Raw genomic sequence first — 17115 nt, 5'->3', positions numbered from 1 at the left:
GGTAGCCCATCATGTCCAGCCTGAACTCCCTCACCGTTGCCGTGGATGTGGCCTCCCGCAAACGGGACGCCGCGCGCAAGGTGCTGCAGGACGCGCTGGCCGCACAGCAAGCGGCGCGTGCGCAGCTTGACCAGCTGGAGGACTACGCCCGTGAAACCGAGTCGCGCTGGGGGATGAAGGCCGACACCGCAATGCAGCCCGAGGTGATGTACCACCACTACCAGTTCATGAACCGCCTGGGGCATGCGGCCAGCATCCAGACGGGGGTGGTCAGCGATCAGGCGGGGCGTGTGGAGAACGCACAGCGCGCGTTGCTGGAGGCCGAATTGCGCCTCACCAGCCTGCGCAAGGTGGTGGACAAGCGGCGCCACGACCTGGAGCTGCAGCAAATGCGCAGAGACCAAAAACAGACCGATGAACGGGCCGCGCTGCAGTACCGCACCGCGAGCCAAGGGCCCCAGGGCCAGGAGTATTGACCATGGAACAGGGAAAAATTTCCTCCTCGCAAGGCGGCACTCATGCGGCCCACGCCACACGGGCCAAAGCGCCTGCGCAGCAAGGGGCGGATGCCAGTGACGCAGCAGCGGCAGGGGGGTTTCTGGCTCTGCTGGCTGCGCTGGATGAGGTGTCTGTGGACACCGGATCGCTGGAACTGACAGGGGCTGAGGCAAGCCCTGCCGACATCTCGGCGGATGCCGTGAAGGGCGAAGCGGATGCTGCGGCCCTGGCGGCCTGGCAGGGTTTGTTTGCCTCTGCCCAGAGCGATGCCACCGGACTGGTGCGGCAGGCCGATGGAACATTGCGCGCAGCCTCCATGGCCACGGGAGCGTTGGGTGACATGGCGCTGAATGGCACGATGGCCAACGGAGGGCTGCCCCAGGGGCTGGTGGCGGAAACCGCAAAACTCGATACCGCAGCAGATTTCAAGGACACCAAAGACGGGGCCATTCAGAGCACGGTGGCCGGGTTCGGCCGCAGCTTCGCGCGCCTGCAGAACACCCAGGCCCAGCGGGCAGGAGGTGCGGGGGGCGCGGAGCTGTCCACGGCGAGCCCCGCTGGGGACGCAACGCAGCGCCTGTCGGTGGCCCAGGGGGCGGCAGCAGCACTCACCCAGGCCGCCGGCAATGAGCGTCCGGCCTTAGGAGTGATGGCCAGTGGCGCCACGGTGGAGCGCGGCGTCGGTGCGCCCGCTGCGACTGAGGGCGGTTTTGCTGCGCTGGCCGACGGGTTGTTCACGGGGGCTGCGATGGCGCGGGGGGCCGAGCCCTCAGCGGGAGGCCGCTCTGGCGAGGGGCATGCTGGCGGGGGCGCTTGGTCCGATGGCAGTGCGGGCCTGTCCCCTGTGGAGCCCGGCAACACCGACAGCCCTGCCGTGTTTGTGGACCCCGGTGCTGCCGGAGCAGAAGAGCAGGTGGCCGACCAGGTGGCGTACTGGGTGAACCAGAAAACGCAGAACGCGGAGTTGACGCTCAATCGCGATGGCCAGCCCGTCGAGGTTTCCGTGTCCTTGTCGGGCAATGAGGCGCATGTCACGTTCCGCAGTGACCAGGCGCAGACCCGCGAACTGCTCGACCAGAGCATGGCCCAGCTCAGGGATTTGCTGCGCAGCGAGGGCCTGGTGCTGTCCGGCATGTCGGTGGGGACTTCTGCGCGGGATGGCGCAGGTGCGCAGGGCGGTGACGCGGGGCAGCCCCGTGGCCCCGATGGCGCCCGCCAGGCGCAGGTGCTGTCCAGTGCACCGGTGGGCACCGCATCGCTGGCGCGGGACGGCAGCGGGCCCGACCGCACCGTGGACATCTTCGTGTGACCGGCTAGCGCCCGGTGGACTGGGCGCTGACACTGACGGGTATCAGCTGTGTGCCCTTTCAAGAAGGCTGCGGCCTCGGGGGGCCTGCGTTGTTGCCGATATGCGCAATCAACCCACCCCGATCTGCGGCGCCCCCTTGCCGCTCGATGCGCGCAGAGGATCCCAATGGCAAGGGGGAGAGCGCGGTGAATGCCATGGTTTTGGGCTTTTATTCTGGCTATTATTGGTTACACCTCCGTCCAATAATGGGCCATCCGGCTTTGCTTGCACTTTGATAGCGCAGGCGCGGCCTGCTCCCTACCGCAAGGAACATCCATCGTGTCAGCCCCACCACCCGCAGCTGCTCCGGCGAAAAGCAAGAAGATGCTCATCATCATCATTGGCGTCGTTGTGGCGGTGCTGGTGATCGGGGGCGGGGCGGCGGCCTGGTTCCTGACCCGTTCGCACGGGGACGAGGAGGAAGGCGGCGGTGCACCGGCCGCCCGCAAAGAGGCGCCCAAGGTGGCCCCGACCTTTCTGCCCATGGAAAACATGGTGGTCAACCTGGCCGACCCCGGCGGCGACCGCTTTGCCCAGATTGGCATCACCCTGGAGCTGGAAGACGCCAAAACCGCCGAGCAGGTCAAGCTGTACCTGCCCACCATCCGCAGTGGCATCCTGATGCTGGTGTCCCAGCGCACGTCTGCTGAACTGCTGGTGCGCGAAGGCAAGGAGAAGCTGGCCGCCGACATCCGCCGCGAAGTTTCCCGCCCCCTGGGATATTCGGTGCCAACGGAACGTGAGCGTGCACGCGTGGCAGAGGCCGAGCAGGACGGAGACGCCGAAGACCGCCCAGCGCGCAAGCGCACTGAACGCAACCCCGTGCTGCGCGTGCTCTTCTCCAACTTCATCATTCAGTGAACCGGGGCAAGGACCAGCCATGAGTGATTCATTTCTTTCGCAGGAAGAGGTTGATGCCCTTCTCGAAGGGGTCACTGGCGAGAGCCAGAAGTCGGTCGAGGAAGTGGCCGAGGCGGGGTCCGTACGCAACTACGACATCTCCAGCCAGGAACGCATCGTCCGTGGCCGCATGCCGACGATGGAAATCGTCAACGAGCGGTTTGCGCGCAACTTCCGCATCGGGCTGTTCAACTTCATCCGGCGCAGTCCCGAAATTTCGGTCGGCACGGTGTCCGTGCAGCGCTACAGCGCTTTTCTGCGCGAGCTGGCAGTGCCGACCAACTTCAACATCGTGGCGATCCGTCCCCTGCGTGGCAGCGGGCTCATCGTGTGCGAGCCTTCGCTGGTGTTCGGCATCATCGACACGCTGTATGGCGGGGTCGGCAAGTTCCAGACCCGGATCGAAGGGCGCGATTTTTCGCCCACCGAGCAGCGTGTCATCAACCGCCTGGTGGATGTGATCTGTGCCGAATACAAGAAGGCCTGGCAGGGCATCTACCCGCTGGAGCTGGAATACCAGCGCTCGGAAATGCAGCCCCAGTTTGCCAACATCGCCACGCCCAGTGAAATTGTGGTGTCCACGGCCTTCCAGCTGGAAATCGGAGATCTCTCCGGTGCCATCCATGTCTGCATGCCGTATGCCACGCTGGAGCCGATCCGCGATGTGCTGTATTCGTCCACGCAGGGGGATTCCATCGAGGTGGACCGCCGCTGGGTGAACGTGCTCAAGCGCGAAATCCAGTCTGCAGAAGTCACGCTGGTGGCAGAGCTGGCCAAGGCCGACGCCACGGTGGAGCAGTTGCTGGCCATGAAGCCAGGCGACTTCATCGAGCTGGACCGAGAGCCCCGCATCCGGGCATCGATCGGAGGGGTTCCTATTTTTGAATGCCAGTATGGAACCCACAACTCCAAGTACGCCATCCGCATTGAAGAATGCCTGCGTAATTCGGACATGAGCTGGCTGGGAGAGAAAAATGGCAACTGAAGAAGACAACAAGGACGCAGGCGCGGACGACCCGTTTGCGGGTTGGGCGGAGGCGCTGGAAGAGCAAAAACGCACCGACGACAAGCCGGCGGATGCAGAGCAGGGCGGCCCGCTGTCCGGCGAGCCCGTGCGGCCGTTTTCCAGCTCTGCAGGTGCGGATGGAACTGTCAACGACATCAACATGGTGCTGGACATCCCTGTCCAGCTGTCGGTGGAGCTGGGGCGCACCAAGGTGCCCATCAAGTACATCCTCCAGCTGGCGCAAGGCTCGGTGGTGGAGCTGGATGCGCTCGCGGGCGAGCCCATGGACGTGCTGGTCAATGGCTACCTCATCGCCCAGGGCGAGGTGGTGGTGGTGAACGACAAGTTTGGTATCCGTCTCACCGACGTGGTGACCCCGTCCGAACGCCTGCGCCGGGTCAGCCGTGGATAGTGGGAGCATGACCCAGACCTTGCTTATCGTGGTGCTCTTTGTGGGGGCCATGGCGGCGCTGCCCTGGCTGGTGCGGCGCCTGCAGCAACGCCATGCGGGCGGCACCTCGGCTGCGGGGGGCGCGTCACGCGTGGTGTCCGCGGTAGCGGTGGGGCCGCAGCAGCGGGTGGTCACGGTCGAGGTCGGCCCCGAGCATGCGCGCACCTGGCTGGTGCTGGGCGTGACGGCCCAGCAGGTGAGTTGCCTGCATGTGCTGCCGGTGTCACCCGCGCCATCGCCGGCCAGCGCGGGTGTGGCCACGGTGGTTGAGGGGCCTTCGTTTGCGCAGCAGATGGCTGCCGTGGCCGGGGTGCCGGAAAAGGCAAGCCATGGCTGACAGACTGCCCTTGCCCGCCCCAGTCAAGGGACGGAGCGCTGGTCACCGGTGGCTGCTGGCTGTTTTGATGGGCCTGGCGGTGCTGGCCGTGCAAGGCCCCGCCTTTGCGCAGGCGGCTGGCAGCCTGCCCCTGGTGGTGGGCAGCGGCCCCTCGGGCACCAGCTACTCGGTGCCGATCCAGACACTGCTGTTCTTCACGGCGCTGTCCTTTTTGCCTGCCGTGCTGCTCATGATGACGGGCTTCACCCGTATCGTGATTGTGTTGTCCCTGCTGCGCCAGGCGTTGGGAACGCAGTCCGCACCGCCCAACCAGGTCATCATCGGTTTGTCGCTGTTCCTGACCTTTTTTGTGATGGGCCCCACCCTGGACCGTGTGTACCAGGAGGCGTATGTGCCCTACACCAACAACACCATCACATTCGAGCAGGCGCTGGACAAGGCCGAGGCGCCCATGCGCGGTTTCATGCTCAAGCAGACCCGGCAGTCCGACTTTGCGCTGTTCTCGCGGTTGGCCCGCCTGGACCCGAATGTGACGGCAGAAACCGCGCCGATGCGGGTGCTGGTCCCGGCGTTTGTGACCAGCGAGCTGAAGTCGGCGTTCCAGATCGGTTTCATGATCTTCATTCCCTTCCTGGTGATCGACATGGTGGTGTCGAGCATCCTGATGTCCCTGGGCATGATGATGCTGTCGCCGGTGCTGGTGGCCTTGCCGTTCAAGCTCATGCTGTTTGTGCTGGCCGACGGCTGGAACCTGCTGATCGGCTCCCTGGCCGCCAGCTTTGTAACCTGAGGGAGGAGCATGCGATGACTCCACAAGTGGTATTGACCATCGGGCGCGACGCCCTGACCCTGCTGCTGATGATCTCCATGCCGGTGCTCGGGGTGGTCATGGCGGTGGGGCTGATCGTGAGCATCTTCCAGGCGGTCACGCAGATCCACGAAGCCACGCTGGCCTTTGTGCCCAAGTTGATCGCTGCGATGGTGGTGTTTGCCATTGCCGGGCCGTGGATGCTCAGCACGCTGGTGGACTTCATCCGCCGAACCATCGAGTCGATTCCGTCGATGATTGGCTAGGGTTTGTTTATAAAAAAGGCCTTCTGCGCGCTTCCATCAAGCGCTATGTGCTATGTTTTATATAGCAATCTGATGCCATGATCACTTTCAGCGAAGCGCAGATCATGGCCTGGCTCTCGCCCATCCTGTGGCCCTTTCTGCGGGTCCTGGCCCTGTTCTCGGTGGCACCGGTGTTCTCGATGCGGGTGATCCCCATGCGCGTGAAGATCGGGCTGGCCTTCCTGGTGGCGCTGTGTGCCCAGGGGGTGCTGGGAGAGCAGCCGGTCATCAGCGTCAATGGCCGCGAGGCCCTGGGCGCCGTGGCGCAGCAGGTGGCGGTGGGGCTGGCCATCGGGTTCTCGGTGCGGCTGGTGTTCGCGGCAGTGGAGCTGGCCGGGGAAATCATTGGGTTGCAGATGGGGCTGAACTTTGCCTCTTTTTTCGACCCCTCGTCCAATGCGCAGATCAGCGCCGTGGCGCGCTTTTTTGGCCATATGGCCATGTTGCTGTTTGTGGTCATCAACGGCCACCTGCTGATCCTGATGGCGGTGGTCAAGAGCTTTGACCGTTTCCCGGTCAACGGCAACTTCCTGCAGTCGCTGGCGCAGATGCGGCTGCACGAGCTGGGCGCGTCGCTTTTCTCCAGCGCACTCTGGATTGCCTTGCCCATGATTGCGCTGCTGCTGTTCGTCAACCTCACGATGGGCATCATCTCCCGCGTGGCGCCGCAGATGAACATTTACGCGGTGGGCTTCCCCGTCACGCTCACGGTGGGCATGCTGGGCATTGCCGCCACCCTGCCCATGCTGGAGCAGCCCGTGCTGGCACTGATGCAGCAGGCCGTGGACCTGTTTGCCGCGCAGCGGTAGGGCGGTGCAGCGGCTGCCCCTGCAGGCTCAGACCAGCTGGTTGCGGATGGCGTAGACGGTGAGTTCGGCGTTGTTGGACAGCTTGAGCTTTTCCAGCACGCGCGATCGGTACACGCTCACGGTCTTGGGGCTCAGCATCAGTTCTTCGGCAATGTCCGACAGCCGCCGCCCGGAGGCGATCTTGATCAGCGTCTGCAGCTCCCGCTCCGACAACGTGGTGTGCAGGGCTTCAGGGGTCGGCTGGGCCAGGCTGTCCGCCAGCATCTGCGCCACTTCTGCGGTGAGGTATTTGCGGCCCTGCATCACCGTGCGCACGGCGGCAATCAGCTCGACCGGGTCCCCCGCCTTGTTGGCATAGCCCTGCGCACCCGCTTTGAGGCAGCGCAGCGCATACTGGTCCTCGGGGTACATGGACACCACCAGCACCTTGATGGCGGAATGGGTCTCCCGCAGGCTGGTGAGCACTTCCAGCCCACTGCGGCCCGGCATGTTCAGGTCCAGCAGCAGCACATCGCAGGCGGCGGTGCGCAGAACCTCGCGCAGCTCGGAGTAGCCCCCCGCTTCGCCGGTGACCTGGATATCGGTCGCTTCGGTGAGGGTGTCGCGTATCCCGCGCCGCAAAACGGCGTGGTCGTCGCACAGGACCACATGAATCACGTCGCATCTCCTGGGGCTGTTGGTGGGGCCGATGGTAGCGGGATGGACAGGATGACCGATGTGCCCTGGCCCGGCCGACTGCTGATGTCCAGCCAGCCCCCCACGGTGCGCGCCCTTTCCTGCAGGCCCTTGAGGCCGAAGGCCTTGGGTTTGTCCCGCATCTCCGGCGCAATGCCCCGGCCGTTGTCTGCCACTTCGAGGGTCAGCACCCCTTCCTTGTCAGAGAGCTCGATGTCCACCTTGCTGGGCTGGGCGTGTTTGGAGATGTTGGTCAGGGCTTCCTGGGCGGTGCGGTAGGCCACGAGCTGGATGTCTGCAGGCGTGTCGATGCTGTCGCTACTGCTCTGAACGCGGGTGGGGACCCCCGTGCGCCGCTCAAAACCCGCCGCGAGCCACTGCACGGCTGCCACCAGGCCTTGTTCCAGGATGGGGGGGCGCAGGTTCATCATGATGCGCTGGCTGGCGCCGATGGCGTGCTGCAGCATGTCGGCGGCAGAGTTGGCATGTTCCTGCATGGCCGGGTCGGTGCTGTGGCGGCCGATCCAGGCCACATCAAAACGCACGGCCGTCAGTGCGCCGCCAATGTCGTCGTGGATCTCGCGCGCGATCGAGGCGCGCTCCTGCTCGATGGAGGTTTGCAGGTGTTCTGCCAGCTCTGCGAGCCTGCGCTCGGAGCTGGCCAGCTCGGCCATGGCGTGTTCGCGCATGCGCCGGGCTTCGTGCACCTCCAGCGCGCGCGCGATCACGTGGGGCAGGCGCTGGATATCGTCCTTGAGCAGGTAGTCGGCCACGCCCAGGCGCATGGCGTCTACTGCTGCCGCCTCGCCAATGGCGCCTGAGAGCAGGACAAACGGCGGATGCTGAGGCTTTTGCGCCACATGCGCCCACGCATCCAGTGCCGTGAAGCCGGGCAGGCGGTAATCTGCCAGGATGATGTCGAATGCCCCGGAGTCGGTGAGGCGCTGGAATTCAGAGAGGGTGTCTACCTGGTGCAACTGGCACTGGAGCCCTGACCGCCGCAGCGTTCTCGCTGCAAGTTCATGGTCAGCCTGTGAATCTTCAAGATGCAGGATTTCAAGGGTCTGGTCTGGTGTTGCAGTGACCATAGGAGCGCTATCATAGGATACAAATTGGAACAAACAAGGGTGTTTGTCCCGTTGGGGTGGTTCCGGCGTCGGCGTCCAATGGGCGCGGATGCTACGGTGTGCACAAAGCCCGGAAGTCTTTGAGGCATGTATCGTAGTCCCGTGTTTTTGCGTGCTTTGCTGCTACGTGCTGCGATGGAGAAACGATGCAATCTACGCTAACAACGCCTGGAGGGCCTGCAGTCCAGGTTCCCGTCATGGTGGCGGCGGAACTGCAGGACTCCTTGCTGGTGGTGATGCACGACCTGCACCGCCTGGAGGGGCTGTTGAACCACGCGACGGACAACCTGCTCGAGCGCTTTGGCGAGGCCAATGCGATGCTGACGGACGCGGTGGTCTCGGATTCTCCCGAACTGGTGGCCGCACGCGCTGCGCTGCGCAGTGCCGTGACCGAGTTGCAGTTTCAGGATATGGCCTCCCAACTGATCTGGCACACCACCAAGGTGCTGCAGGGGTGTGCCTTCCGCCTGGCATCGGAAGCCATGGGCCATGAAGAAGGCGAGGACGCCGCGCCCTTTGCAGAGATGGCGCCCGACAGGCCGAACCCTGTTACGCAGAGCGAGATGGATGCAGGTTCCGTGGACCTGTTTTGACCTTCACATCATTGGTTAGCCTATATATTCAAGTCAGTTGGAGCCATACATGCAATCGATCCTTGCCGTAGATGATTCACCTTCCATGCGGAAAATGGTGTCGTTCACCCTCACGGGCGCCGGCTATCACGTCGTGGAGGCAGTGGATGGGCAAGACGCCCTTGAAAAAGCCGAGACGCACAACATCGATCTGGTGCTGGCAGACCAGAACATGCCCCGGCTCGACGGCATTGGCCTGACCCGCAAGCTGCGCGAGCACCCCAAGTTCAAGACCATCCCCATCCTGATCCTGACGACGGAGTCGAGTGACCAGATGAAGCAGGCCGGGCGCACCGCCGGTGCGACGGGCTGGCTGGTGAAGCCTTTCGATCCCAATCGTTTGATCGAAGTCATCCAGAAGGTGATCCGCTGAGCCGGGTTGACTGAGACCATCAAGTACACAGGAGCCCACCATGGCGGAAAGCTACCAAGAAGGATCGGGTGCAGGCGCTGACTTCGACCTGAGCCAGTTCTATCAGATATTTTTCGAGGAAGCGGGCGAGAACCTCGACCAGATGGAGCAGATGCTCCTGGACTTGGATCTGAGCAGTGCCAATGATGAAGAACTCAATGGCATCTTCCGCTGCGCGCATTCGATCAAGGGCGGCTCTGCCACCTTTGGGTTCTCTGACGTCGCCGAGCTGACCCACCAGATGGAGTCGTTGCTGGACCGTCTGCGCCGCCATGAGCTGCAGCCGATTCCGCAGATGGTGGATGTGCTGCTGGAGTCCGCCGATGCGTCGCGCAGCCTCCTGGCCCGGCACCAGGCGGGTGGCCAGGGCGAGGCGGTGTCCACCACCTCCCTGGTTCGCCGCATCAGCGACCTGGCTGCGGGCCTGGTGCCCAGCGATGCGCCTGCTGTCGCCGCCCCACCGCCACCGCCGCCCCCACCTGCAGCCGCTGCGCCCGCGCCCGCTCCCAAGGCCGCCGCCCCGTCGGTGGCCGGACAAGCGCGGCAGCTCGAAATCCAGATCGGCCCCCTTGAGCGGCCGGAACAGGCGGACGCTATCAAGGAGCTGTTCCGCGACATTCCTGGCCTCGGTGCCATCCGCGACCTGACCGCGACCGAGCCCAATACGCGCCTCTTTGGGGTGGAGACCAATTCCACCAACGACGATCTGCTGGACCTGTTTGCCTTCCACGTGTCCAAGGAGCAGGTGCTCATTCGGGACGCTGGAGCTGCCGCGGCCGAGCCTGGTGCAGAACCGGTGGACGACGAAGCCACGATGGCAGTGGATACATCCGGTGGCGAGACGCCTTATGGCTTCTTCAACGGGGCACCAGGGGCTCCTACCGAGGCCGCGCAGGCCGCCTCACAAGCCCCTGCCCAGGCCCCCAAGGCGACCGCTCCCAAAGCGGAGCCCAAGGCCGCTGCGCAAGCGCAGATGGAGTCCACGACCATCCGGGTGGACGTCAAGAAGGTCGATCAGCTCATCAACCTGGTGGGCGAGTTGGTGATCACGCAGGCCATGCTGGCCCAAAACAGCCGTGGACTGGATGCTGGTGCCTACCAGCAGCTGCTCGCGGGTCTGGCCGATCTCGACCGCAACACCCGGGACCTGCAAGAGTCGGTGATGTCGATTCGCATGATCCCGATGTCCATCGTCTTCAGCCGCTTTCCGCGCATGCTGCGGGACTTGGCCAACAAGCTGGGCAAGAAGGTGGAGCTGGTCACCCTGGGCGAAGCCACCGAGCTGGACAAGGGCCTGGTCGAGAAGATCACCGACCCCTTGACCCACCTCGTGCGCAACAGCTGCGACCATGGCATTGAGATGCCCGCAGACCGTTTGGCCAAAGGCAAGTCTGAGCACGGCACCATCACGCTGTCGGCCTCTCACCAAGGCGGCTCGATCGTGATCGAGGTGCGCGACGATGGCCGAGGCCTGTCGCGCGAAAAGATCCTGAGCAAGGCCCAGGAGCGGGGCATCGAAGTGTCCGAGCAGATGAGCGACGCCGAAGTGTGGCAGCTGATCTTTGCCCCGGGCTTCTCCACGGCGGACGAGGTCACGGATGTGTCCGGGCGCGGTGTGGGCATGGACGTGGTCAAGCGCAACATCGCGGCACTCAACGGGTCGGTGGAAATCGACTCGGCCGAAGGCTATGGCATGAAGGTGTCTGTGCGCCTGCCGCTCACACTGGCCATCATGGACGGCATGTCGGTGGGAGTCGGCGACGAGGTGTACATCCTGCCCCTGTCTTCCGTGGTCGAGTCGTTCCAGGTCAATGCCGACGACGTGAGCACGGTGGCGCAGGGCTCGCAGCTGGTAAAGGTGCGCGACGAATACATGCCCGTGATCGCGCTGGAGAAAATTTTCCAGGTGCCCCGTTTCGACCTCAACAAGTCCAGCAACATCATGGTGGTGGTCGAGGCGGACGGCAGCCGTGTGGCGCTGCTAGTCGATGAACTGCTCGGGCAGCACCAAGTGGTGGTCAAGAACCTGGAGTCGAACTACCGCAAGGTGCCCAATGTGTCGGGCGCCACCATCCTGGGCGACGGCACGGTGGCCCTGATTCTGGACACGGGCGGTCTGGTGCGCCGGGCGCGCCACTGAGGATTCAAGCGCCCCGGTCCGTCAGGGGCTGGGCGCTGTCATGAAAGGAGAATGCACCATGAGTGTGATTGGTAAGACGGCAGACGCTGCGCCGACGGGTGCACGTGAATATCTGACATTCCGCCTGGATCAGGAAGAGTACGGCATCGACATCCTGAAGGTGCAGGAGATCCGGGGCTACGAACCTCCGACCCGCATTGCCAATGCGCCCGAGTTCATCAAGGGCGTGACCAACCTGCGCGGGACGATTGTTCCCATTGTGGACATGCGCCTGAAGTTCAACTGCGCGCAGGCCGACTACAACAGCTTTACGGTGGTCATCATCCTCAACCTGCGCAACCGGGTGGTCGGGATCGTGGTGGACTCTGTCAGCGATGTGATGGAGCTGACGCCCGAGAGCATCCGCTCGGCCCCCGACATCGAAAGTGCCATCGACAACAGCTGCATCCTGGGGCTGGGCTCGGTGGGTGAGCGCATGCTGATCCTGCTCGACATCGAGAAACTCATGTCGAGCGTGGATATGGGATTGGTTACTGCCAACGAATAGGGCGCAACGACGGTCAACAACCATTGGTGGCCCAGGCACATGTCAGGCCGCAAGCAGGGCTTGCGGGCCTGTTGGAGCGAACAGGATTTCCCTTCGGACGATCAATATGGCCCACACCACCAGTGCCTCCGTTTCAGCCCGGTCTGCCCCGCCACGGGTGGATCCGGCCTATGCTGCGGCGGAGGCTCCCTCGGGGCCCTTGGCCCAGGGGCGTGAATTTGTCTGGACCAACGCAGATTTTGCCCGGGTCCAGGCGCTGATCTACCAGCGCGCCGGCATCAGCCTGCATGACGGCAAACACGCGATGGTGTACAGCCGACTGTCGCGGCGGCTGCGCGATACCGGGCACACCAGTTTTCACGACTACCTCAGCTGGCTCGAAAACCACGACGGGCCAGAGTGGCAGGAGTTCGTCAATGCACTCACCACCAACCTGACGGCCTTTTTCCGCGAACAGCACCACTTCGAGATTTTTGCTTCGCACCTGCGCTCCAAACCTTCGGCCAACTGGAAGGTCTGGTGCAATGCCGCGTCCACAGGCGAAGAGCCGTACTCGATTGTGATGACGGCGTTCGAAGCGCTAGGGGCCAACGCCTCGTTCAAGCTCACGGCCAGCGACATCGACTCGCGGGTGCTGGCCACGGCCGCGCAAGGTGTTTACCGGCTCGATGGCCTGAAAGGGGTGAGCCCTGAGCGCCTGCAAAAATTCTTTTTGCGGGGCAAAGGCGGCAATGCGGGAATGGTGCGCGCGAAGCCTGAGCTGCGCCGCGTCATTGACTTCATGAGCGTGAACCTCATCCGCGATGATTGGCCTTTCAAGGAGCCCTTCGATGTGGTCTTCTGCCGCAACGTGATGATCTACTTCGATGCGCCCACGCAGCGGAAGGTGTTGGAGCGTATCCACCGGGTACTCAAGCCGGGGGGCATGTTGTTTGTCGGCCATGCCGAGAATTTCAGTGAATCCCGCGATCTGTTTACCCTGCGTGGCAAGACGGTGTACGAGCGCCGTTGACCTGTCCATGTTGTCTTGCAAAAAGCACCCATGACCAACATCCAAGCAGGCACCTCTTCCTCCATGGCCACCACCCCAGGCTCACCCGAACGGCGCCGCGCACCGCGTATTGCGCCTCTGAGTGCTGATATCTATGCAGCGGGTGCGGCGCCTGCGCGCGAGTCTTCTTTGCAGGAACTCAAGGCGCAAAGCCGCAAGCCGGGTGAGGCGTCCTTCTTCTACCTGGACCACCATTTCCAGCACAACGCCGTGAAAGTGCTGCCCGGGGAGTATTTCGTGGCGGACGAGAGCCTGGTCATCATGACCGTGCTGGGCTCGTGCATTGCGGCCTGCCTGTGGGACAGCCGCGCGCGTGTGGGGGGCATGAACCACTTCATGCTGCCCGATGGCGACCTGGCCGACGCGTCGGGGCGGTATGGCTCCTACGCCATGGAGTTGCTCATCAACGAGATGCTGAAACTGGGCGCCCGCCGTGAAACCATGCAGGCCAAGATTTTTGGCGGTGCGCAGGTGATGCACAACTTCACCACGATGAATGTCGGTGAGAGGAACACCAATTTTGTGCTCAACTACCTGCACACCGAGCGCATTCCCATCGTCTCCGAGGATGTGCTCGATATCTACCCGCGCAAGGTGGTCTTCTTCCCGGTGACGGGAAAGGCCATGGTCAAGCGGCTGGCGCATGCCCATCCCGATGCCTTGGCCCAGGAAGCGCGTGGCAACGCTGTTACGGTGGTCAAGTCCACTGCCGGTGGTTCTGTTGATCTGTTTTGAGGAAGGTTCGCGTTAATGAGCAGGAAAATCCGGGTGATCGTGGTGGACGATTCGGCGTTGGTCCGCAGTCTGCTGTCCGAGATCATCAACCGGCAGCGCGACATGGAGTGCATTGGCACGGCCAATGACCCTTTGGTAGCGCGCGAGATGATCCGTGAGCTGAATCCGGATGTCATCACGCTGGACGTCGAGATGCCCCGCATGGATGGCATCGATTTTCTCGGCCGCCTCATGCGGCTGCGCCCCATGCCGGTGGTGATGATCTCCACGCTGACCGAGCGTGGGGCTGAAGTCACGATGAAGGCGCTGGAGCTTGGCGCCATCGATTTTGTCGCCAAGCCGCGTGTGGGCCTGGCCAGCGGGCTCAACGATCTGGCCGCCCAGATCGTGGACAAGATCCGCGTGGCGGCGGTGGCGCAGGTTCGCCGTGCTCCGGTGCGGGATGCGGCGCCTGCCGGGGGGGGGGGCGCACATGCGCCTGCACCTGCCTCTGCCCTGTTGGGCCGCCTGTCAACCGAAAAACTGATCTGCATTGGCGCCTCTACCGGTGGGACCGAGGCCATCAAGGAAGTGCTGGTCCAGATGCCGGCCGACTCGCCCGCCATCGTGATCACCCAGCACATGCCGCCTGGTTTCACCACCAGCTTTGCCGCGCGCTTGAATGGGCTGTGCCAGATCACGGTGAAAGAAGCCGTCAATGGCGAGCGCATCTTGCCGGGCCATGCCTACATTGCGCCGGGTGGCACCCAGTTCCATGTGGCACGCAGTGGCGCCAACTATGTGGCGGTGGTCGATGACGGCCCCCCGGTCAACCGCCACAAGCCATCGGTCGAGGTGCTGTTCAAGTCTGCCGCTGCGGTGGTGGGGCGCAATGCCTTCGGCATCATGCTGACGGGCATGGGCAACGATGGTGCCGCCGCCATGCGCGAGATGAAGGATGCAGGCAGCTACAACTACGTACAGGATGAAGCCACCTGCATCGTGTTCGGCATGCCGCGCGAGGCCATTGCCCATGGCGCTGCCGATGAAGTTCTGCCCCTCGGCCAGATCGCTCCGGCATTGATCACGCGCTTGCGCGGCGCAACAGACCGTCTGCACCACCGCATCTGACGGATGTTCAGCCCCGGCGCGGGCTGTCACCGGGAGCCATCAGCGGCTTGCATGTGGCCCCCCGGTCGGGGCGCGCCACCTTCAGGCAGACAGTTCTGTCCAGCGCTCCAAAGCAGCCATCAGTTCGTCGTCAATGGTGGCAGCACGGGTCGCCATCTCGGCGGCGCGCGCTGGGTCTTTGCTGTACAGGCTCCCATCGGCCAGCGCCTCTTGCAGCACCTGTTGTTCCGTCTCCAGGGCGGTGATCTGGGCGGGGAGCTGTTCCAGTTCGCGCTGTTCTTTGTAAGAAAGCTTCTTTTTTGATAGCTGCTCAGGCTTGTCTGGTGCGCGCAAAGGGCTATTTTTGCTTGAATTTTCAGCAGCGGATGCTTTGGGCGTGGTTGCCGCAGCGGCTGCCGAGGCCTGAATGGCCTTGCTGCGCTTGGATTGCTCCAGCCAGTCCTGCACGCCCCCTTCATATTCGCGCCACAGGCCGTCACCTTCAAAGGCGATGGTGCTGGTCACCACGTTATCTAGGAAGGTCCGGTCGTGGCTGACCAGGAACACGGTGCCTTCGTAGTTTTCCAGCAGCTCTTCCAGCAAATCCAGGGTGTCGATGTCCAGGTCGTTGGTTGGCTCGTCCAGCACCAGCACATTGGCAGGGCGTGCGAACAAACGAGCCAGCAGCAGCCGGTTGCGCTCGCCGCCCGACAGGGAGCGCACGGGCGAGTGCGCACGGGCCGGTGAGAAAAGAAAGTCGCTCAGGTAGCTCTTGACGTGCTTGCGCTGGTTGCCGATTTCAATCCACTCGCTGCCGGGGCTGATGAAATCCTCCAGCGTGGCATCGAGGTTCACGGCATGGCGCATCTGGTCGAAATAGGCGACCTGCAGGTTCGCCCCCTGGCGGATCGTGCCCTTGTCGGCGGGCAGCTCTCCCAGGATCATCTTGAGCAAGGTCGTTTTGCCTGCGCCATTGGGGCCAATCAAGCCCACCTTGTCGCCCCGCAGGATGGTGCCCGTGAAGTTGCGAACAATCGTCTTCTCGCCGAAGGCTTTGCTCACCCCCGTCAATTCCGCCACGATCTTGCCCTGGTAGCCGTTCGCGCCGCCGGTGGCGACATCCATGCGCACGCTCCCCACCACATCGCGGCGGGCCTCGCGGCGGGCTCGCAGCTGTTCCAGCCGGCTGATGCGGCTCTGGCTGCGCGTGCGGCGAGCCTCCACCCCCTTGCGTATCCAGACCTCTTCCTGTGCCAACAGCTTGTCGGCCTTGGCGGCGATCACTGCCTCCTGGGCCAGTTGCTCTTCCTTCTGAATCTGGTACTGCGCAAAGTTGCCTGGGTACGAACGCAATTGGCCACGGTCCAGTTCAACGATCCGGGTGGCGACACGGTCCAGAAATGAGCGGTCATGGGTGATCGTGACAACGCTGCCCGGAAAATCCAGCAGCAGGTCTTCCAGCCATTCGATGGAATCCAGGTCCAGGTGGTTGGTGGGCTCATCCAGCAGCAGAACATCAGGCCGGGCAACCAGTGCCTGGGCCAAGGCGACCCGCTTCTTGGTTCCCCCAGACAAGGTGCCGACCACAGCTTCCGGGTCCAGGTGCAAACGTTGCAGTGTTTCCTCGACGCGTTGCTCCCAGTTCCACGCGTCATAAGCTTCGATCTCGGATTGCAAGGCGTCCAGATCCAGTCCCTCGGCCCCAGAGAGATACTGATCGCGGATGCCGATCACCCGTTGCAGACCTTCGGATGCTGCCTTGAAGATCGTGGCTGCGGGGTCCAGGGTGGGCTCCTGCGCGACAAAGGCAATTCGCACCCCTTGCTGTACTTGCAGTGCCCCATCGTCAGGCTTGGCCAGGCCTCCCAGGATCTTGAGAAGCGAAGACTTGCCCGCGCCATTGCGGCCAATCAGGCCAACACGCTCCGCAGTCTCCAAAGAAAAGCCGGCGTGGTCCAGCAGTGCAACATGCCCAAATGCGAGTTGGGCGTCCAGTAGGGTGATAAGTGCCATAGGGGCTGGATTATCGGTGGCGAGTGCAAAGAGGGACGTTCAGCCCCCTTTGTCGCCACCTGCTTGACCTCAATGAGAGGGGGGGGGGGCTGTTGACCGTGGATCGCTTGAGGCCGACTGGGGCGTTGGCATGACGCCAGATGGCATAGACGGGAAAAGTGGCGGGGCTCACTCCAGCCCCCTTTAAACCGTGCTATAGTCGAGGGCTTCGCTTCTGAAGCACTTGCCCGAA

The 17115-nt window shown here is 63.4% G+C and carries 19 protein-coding genes; 16 read left to right on the top strand and 3 right to left on the bottom strand.

Annotated elements, in window-relative coordinates:
- The first annotated feature begins 11 nt into the window (after nucleotides 1–11).
- From fliJ to fliR, 9 genes are all read left to right on the top strand, one after another.
- Nucleotides 12–476 carry a flagellar export protein FliJ gene (gene fliJ, locus CBY09_RS14055; protein ID WP_094290249.1) on the top strand — a complete coding sequence of 155 codons (465 nt, stop codon included), beginning with the start codon at nucleotides 12–14 and terminating at the stop codon, nucleotides 474–476.
- A 2-nt stretch (nucleotides 477–478) separates the two neighbouring features.
- On the top strand, nucleotides 479–1807 hold the full coding sequence (locus tag CBY09_RS24100) for a flagellar hook-length control protein FliK (RefSeq protein ID WP_240515734.1): 1329 nt from the start codon (nucleotides 479–481) through the stop codon (nucleotides 1805–1807).
- Between the two features lie 318 nt (nucleotides 1808–2125).
- A complete protein-coding gene (locus tag CBY09_RS14045; protein WP_240515733.1) occupies nucleotides 2126–2707 on the top strand; it encodes a flagellar basal body-associated FliL family protein in 582 nt (193 codons plus the stop codon).
- 19 nt (nucleotides 2708–2726) lie between these two features.
- Nucleotides 2727–3731 (top strand): flagellar motor switch protein FliM, encoded by a 1005-nt coding sequence (gene fliM, locus CBY09_RS14040; RefSeq protein ID WP_094290247.1) that lies wholly within the window; start codon nucleotides 2727–2729, stop codon nucleotides 3729–3731.
- Nucleotides 3721–4164: a flagellar motor switch protein FliN gene (gene fliN / locus CBY09_RS14035; RefSeq protein WP_094290246.1), complete on the top strand. Its 444-nt coding sequence runs from the start codon at nucleotides 3721–3723 to the stop codon at nucleotides 4162–4164. The genes fliM and fliN overlap by 11 nt, the downstream gene beginning before the upstream one ends.
- 7 nt (nucleotides 4165–4171) lie before the next feature.
- Nucleotides 4172–4540: a FliO/MopB family protein gene (locus tag CBY09_RS14030; protein WP_094290245.1), complete on the top strand. Its 369-nt coding sequence runs from the start codon at nucleotides 4172–4174 to the stop codon at nucleotides 4538–4540.
- Nucleotides 4541–4607: 67 nt separating this feature from the next.
- Nucleotides 4608–5330 (top strand): flagellar type III secretion system pore protein FliP, encoded by a 723-nt coding sequence (gene fliP, locus CBY09_RS14025; protein ID WP_094290244.1) that lies wholly within the window; start codon nucleotides 4608–4610, stop codon nucleotides 5328–5330.
- Nucleotides 5331–5344: 14 nt separating this feature from the next.
- Nucleotides 5345–5614: a flagellar biosynthesis protein FliQ gene (gene fliQ, locus CBY09_RS14020; RefSeq protein WP_063461668.1), complete on the top strand. Its 270-nt coding sequence runs from the start codon at nucleotides 5345–5347 to the stop codon at nucleotides 5612–5614.
- A gap of 77 nt (nucleotides 5615–5691) precedes the next feature.
- Nucleotides 5692–6462: a flagellar biosynthetic protein FliR gene (gene fliR, locus CBY09_RS14015; protein ID WP_094290243.1), complete on the top strand. Its 771-nt coding sequence runs from the start codon at nucleotides 5692–5694 to the stop codon at nucleotides 6460–6462.
- A 27-nt stretch (nucleotides 6463–6489) separates the two neighbouring features.
- On the opposite strand, the gene CBY09_RS14010 is transcribed toward fliR, so the two are convergent.
- Both CBY09_RS14010 and CBY09_RS14005 read right to left on the bottom strand, forming a co-directional pair.
- Nucleotides 6490–7119: a response regulator gene (locus CBY09_RS14010; protein ID WP_063461670.1), complete on the bottom strand. Its 630-nt coding sequence runs from the start codon at nucleotides 7117–7119 to the stop codon at nucleotides 6490–6492.
- Complete coding sequence (locus CBY09_RS14005) at nucleotides 7116–8225, bottom strand: hybrid sensor histidine kinase/response regulator (protein WP_094290242.1); 1110 nt, start codon at nucleotides 8223–8225, stop codon at nucleotides 7116–7118. Before CBY09_RS14005 ends, CBY09_RS14010 begins: the two co-directional genes overlap by 4 nt.
- A gap of 185 nt (nucleotides 8226–8410) precedes the next feature.
- Between CBY09_RS14005 and CBY09_RS14000 the strand changes: the two genes are divergently transcribed.
- The 7 genes from CBY09_RS14000 to CBY09_RS13970 all read left to right on the top strand — a co-directional run bounded on the left by CBY09_RS14000 (nucleotide 8411) and on the right by CBY09_RS13970 (nucleotide 14891).
- Nucleotides 8411–8857, top strand: a complete 447-nt coding sequence (locus CBY09_RS14000) for a hypothetical protein (RefSeq protein ID WP_094290241.1) — start codon at nucleotides 8411–8413, stop codon at nucleotides 8855–8857.
- A 49-nt stretch (nucleotides 8858–8906) separates the two neighbouring features.
- Nucleotides 8907–9269, top strand: a complete 363-nt coding sequence (locus tag CBY09_RS13995) for a response regulator (protein ID WP_015015796.1) — start codon at nucleotides 8907–8909, stop codon at nucleotides 9267–9269.
- 40 nt (nucleotides 9270–9309) lie between these two features.
- Nucleotides 9310–11448 (top strand): chemotaxis protein CheA, encoded by a 2139-nt coding sequence (locus tag CBY09_RS13990; protein ID WP_094290240.1) that lies wholly within the window; start codon nucleotides 9310–9312, stop codon nucleotides 11446–11448.
- Between the two features lie 58 nt (nucleotides 11449–11506).
- Nucleotides 11507–11995 carry a chemotaxis protein CheW gene (locus CBY09_RS13985; RefSeq protein WP_063461688.1) on the top strand — a complete coding sequence of 163 codons (489 nt, stop codon included), beginning with the start codon at nucleotides 11507–11509 and terminating at the stop codon, nucleotides 11993–11995.
- A gap of 106 nt (nucleotides 11996–12101) precedes the next feature.
- Nucleotides 12102–13007: a CheR family methyltransferase gene (locus CBY09_RS13980; RefSeq protein WP_094290239.1), complete on the top strand. Its 906-nt coding sequence runs from the start codon at nucleotides 12102–12104 to the stop codon at nucleotides 13005–13007.
- Between the two features lie 30 nt (nucleotides 13008–13037).
- Complete coding sequence (gene cheD / locus CBY09_RS13975) at nucleotides 13038–13781, top strand: chemoreceptor glutamine deamidase CheD (protein WP_205734145.1); 744 nt, start codon at nucleotides 13038–13040, stop codon at nucleotides 13779–13781.
- A gap of 15 nt (nucleotides 13782–13796) precedes the next feature.
- A complete protein-coding gene (locus CBY09_RS13970; RefSeq protein WP_094290238.1) occupies nucleotides 13797–14891 on the top strand; it encodes a protein-glutamate methylesterase/protein-glutamine glutaminase in 1095 nt (364 codons plus the stop codon).
- A gap of 81 nt (nucleotides 14892–14972) precedes the next feature.
- Here the strand turns inward: CBY09_RS13970 and abc-f are convergent, their stop codons facing one another.
- Entirely contained in the window at nucleotides 14973–16883 is a 1911-nt protein-coding gene (gene abc-f, locus CBY09_RS13965; RefSeq protein ID WP_094290237.1) for a ribosomal protection-like ABC-F family protein, read from the bottom strand.
- Nucleotides 16884–17115: the final 232 nt, after the last annotated feature.

Origin of the sequence: Acidovorax kalamii (assembly GCF_002245625.1) — a bacterium.
GTDB lineage: Bacteria > Pseudomonadota > Gammaproteobacteria > Burkholderiales > Burkholderiaceae_C > Acidovorax > Acidovorax kalamii.
This window is presented reverse-complemented; position numbering and strand designations above follow the sequence as displayed.

What these genes read in the sequence shown, in the direction of transcription:
- CBY09_RS13970 (WP_094290238.1), top strand. Translation starts at nt 13,797, where the DNA reads ATGAGCAGGAAAATCCGGGTGATCGTGGTGGACGATTCGGCGTTGGTC.
- fliR (WP_094290243.1), top strand. Translation starts at nt 5,692, where the DNA reads ATGATCACTTTCAGCGAAGCGCAGATCATGGCCTGGCTCTCGCCCATC.
- fliQ (WP_063461668.1), top strand. Translation starts at nt 5,345, where the DNA reads ATGACTCCACAAGTGGTATTGACCATCGGGCGCGACGCCCTGACCCTG.
- fliP (WP_094290244.1), top strand. Translation starts at nt 4,608, where the DNA reads ATGGGCCTGGCGGTGCTGGCCGTGCAAGGCCCCGCCTTTGCGCAGGCG.
- CBY09_RS13990 (WP_094290240.1), top strand. Translation starts at nt 9,310, where the DNA reads ATGGCGGAAAGCTACCAAGAAGGATCGGGTGCAGGCGCTGACTTCGAC.
- cheD (WP_205734145.1), top strand. Translation starts at nt 13,038, where the DNA reads ATGACCAACATCCAAGCAGGCACCTCTTCCTCCATGGCCACCACCCCA.
- CBY09_RS13985 (WP_063461688.1), top strand. Translation starts at nt 11,507, where the DNA reads ATGAGTGTGATTGGTAAGACGGCAGACGCTGCGCCGACGGGTGCACGT.
- CBY09_RS14005 (WP_094290242.1), bottom strand. Translation starts at nt 8,225, where the DNA reads ATGGTCACTGCAACACCAGACCAGACCCTTGAAATCCTGCATCTTGAA.
- abc-f (WP_094290237.1), bottom strand. Translation starts at nt 16,883, where the DNA reads ATGGCACTTATCACCCTACTGGACGCCCAACTCGCATTTGGGCATGTT.
- fliJ (WP_094290249.1), top strand. Translation starts at nt 12, where the DNA reads ATGTCCAGCCTGAACTCCCTCACCGTTGCCGTGGATGTGGCCTCCCGC.
- CBY09_RS13995 (WP_015015796.1), top strand. Translation starts at nt 8,907, where the DNA reads ATGCAATCGATCCTTGCCGTAGATGATTCACCTTCCATGCGGAAAATG.
- CBY09_RS13980 (WP_094290239.1), top strand. Translation starts at nt 12,102, where the DNA reads ATGGCCCACACCACCAGTGCCTCCGTTTCAGCCCGGTCTGCCCCGCCA.
- CBY09_RS24100 (WP_240515734.1), top strand. Translation starts at nt 479, where the DNA reads ATGGAACAGGGAAAAATTTCCTCCTCGCAAGGCGGCACTCATGCGGCC.
- CBY09_RS14030 (WP_094290245.1), top strand. Translation starts at nt 4,172, where the DNA reads ATGACCCAGACCTTGCTTATCGTGGTGCTCTTTGTGGGGGCCATGGCG.
- CBY09_RS14000 (WP_094290241.1), top strand. Translation starts at nt 8,411, where the DNA reads ATGCAATCTACGCTAACAACGCCTGGAGGGCCTGCAGTCCAGGTTCCC.
- fliN (WP_094290246.1), top strand. Translation starts at nt 3,721, where the DNA reads ATGGCAACTGAAGAAGACAACAAGGACGCAGGCGCGGACGACCCGTTT.
- fliM (WP_094290247.1), top strand. Translation starts at nt 2,727, where the DNA reads ATGAGTGATTCATTTCTTTCGCAGGAAGAGGTTGATGCCCTTCTCGAA.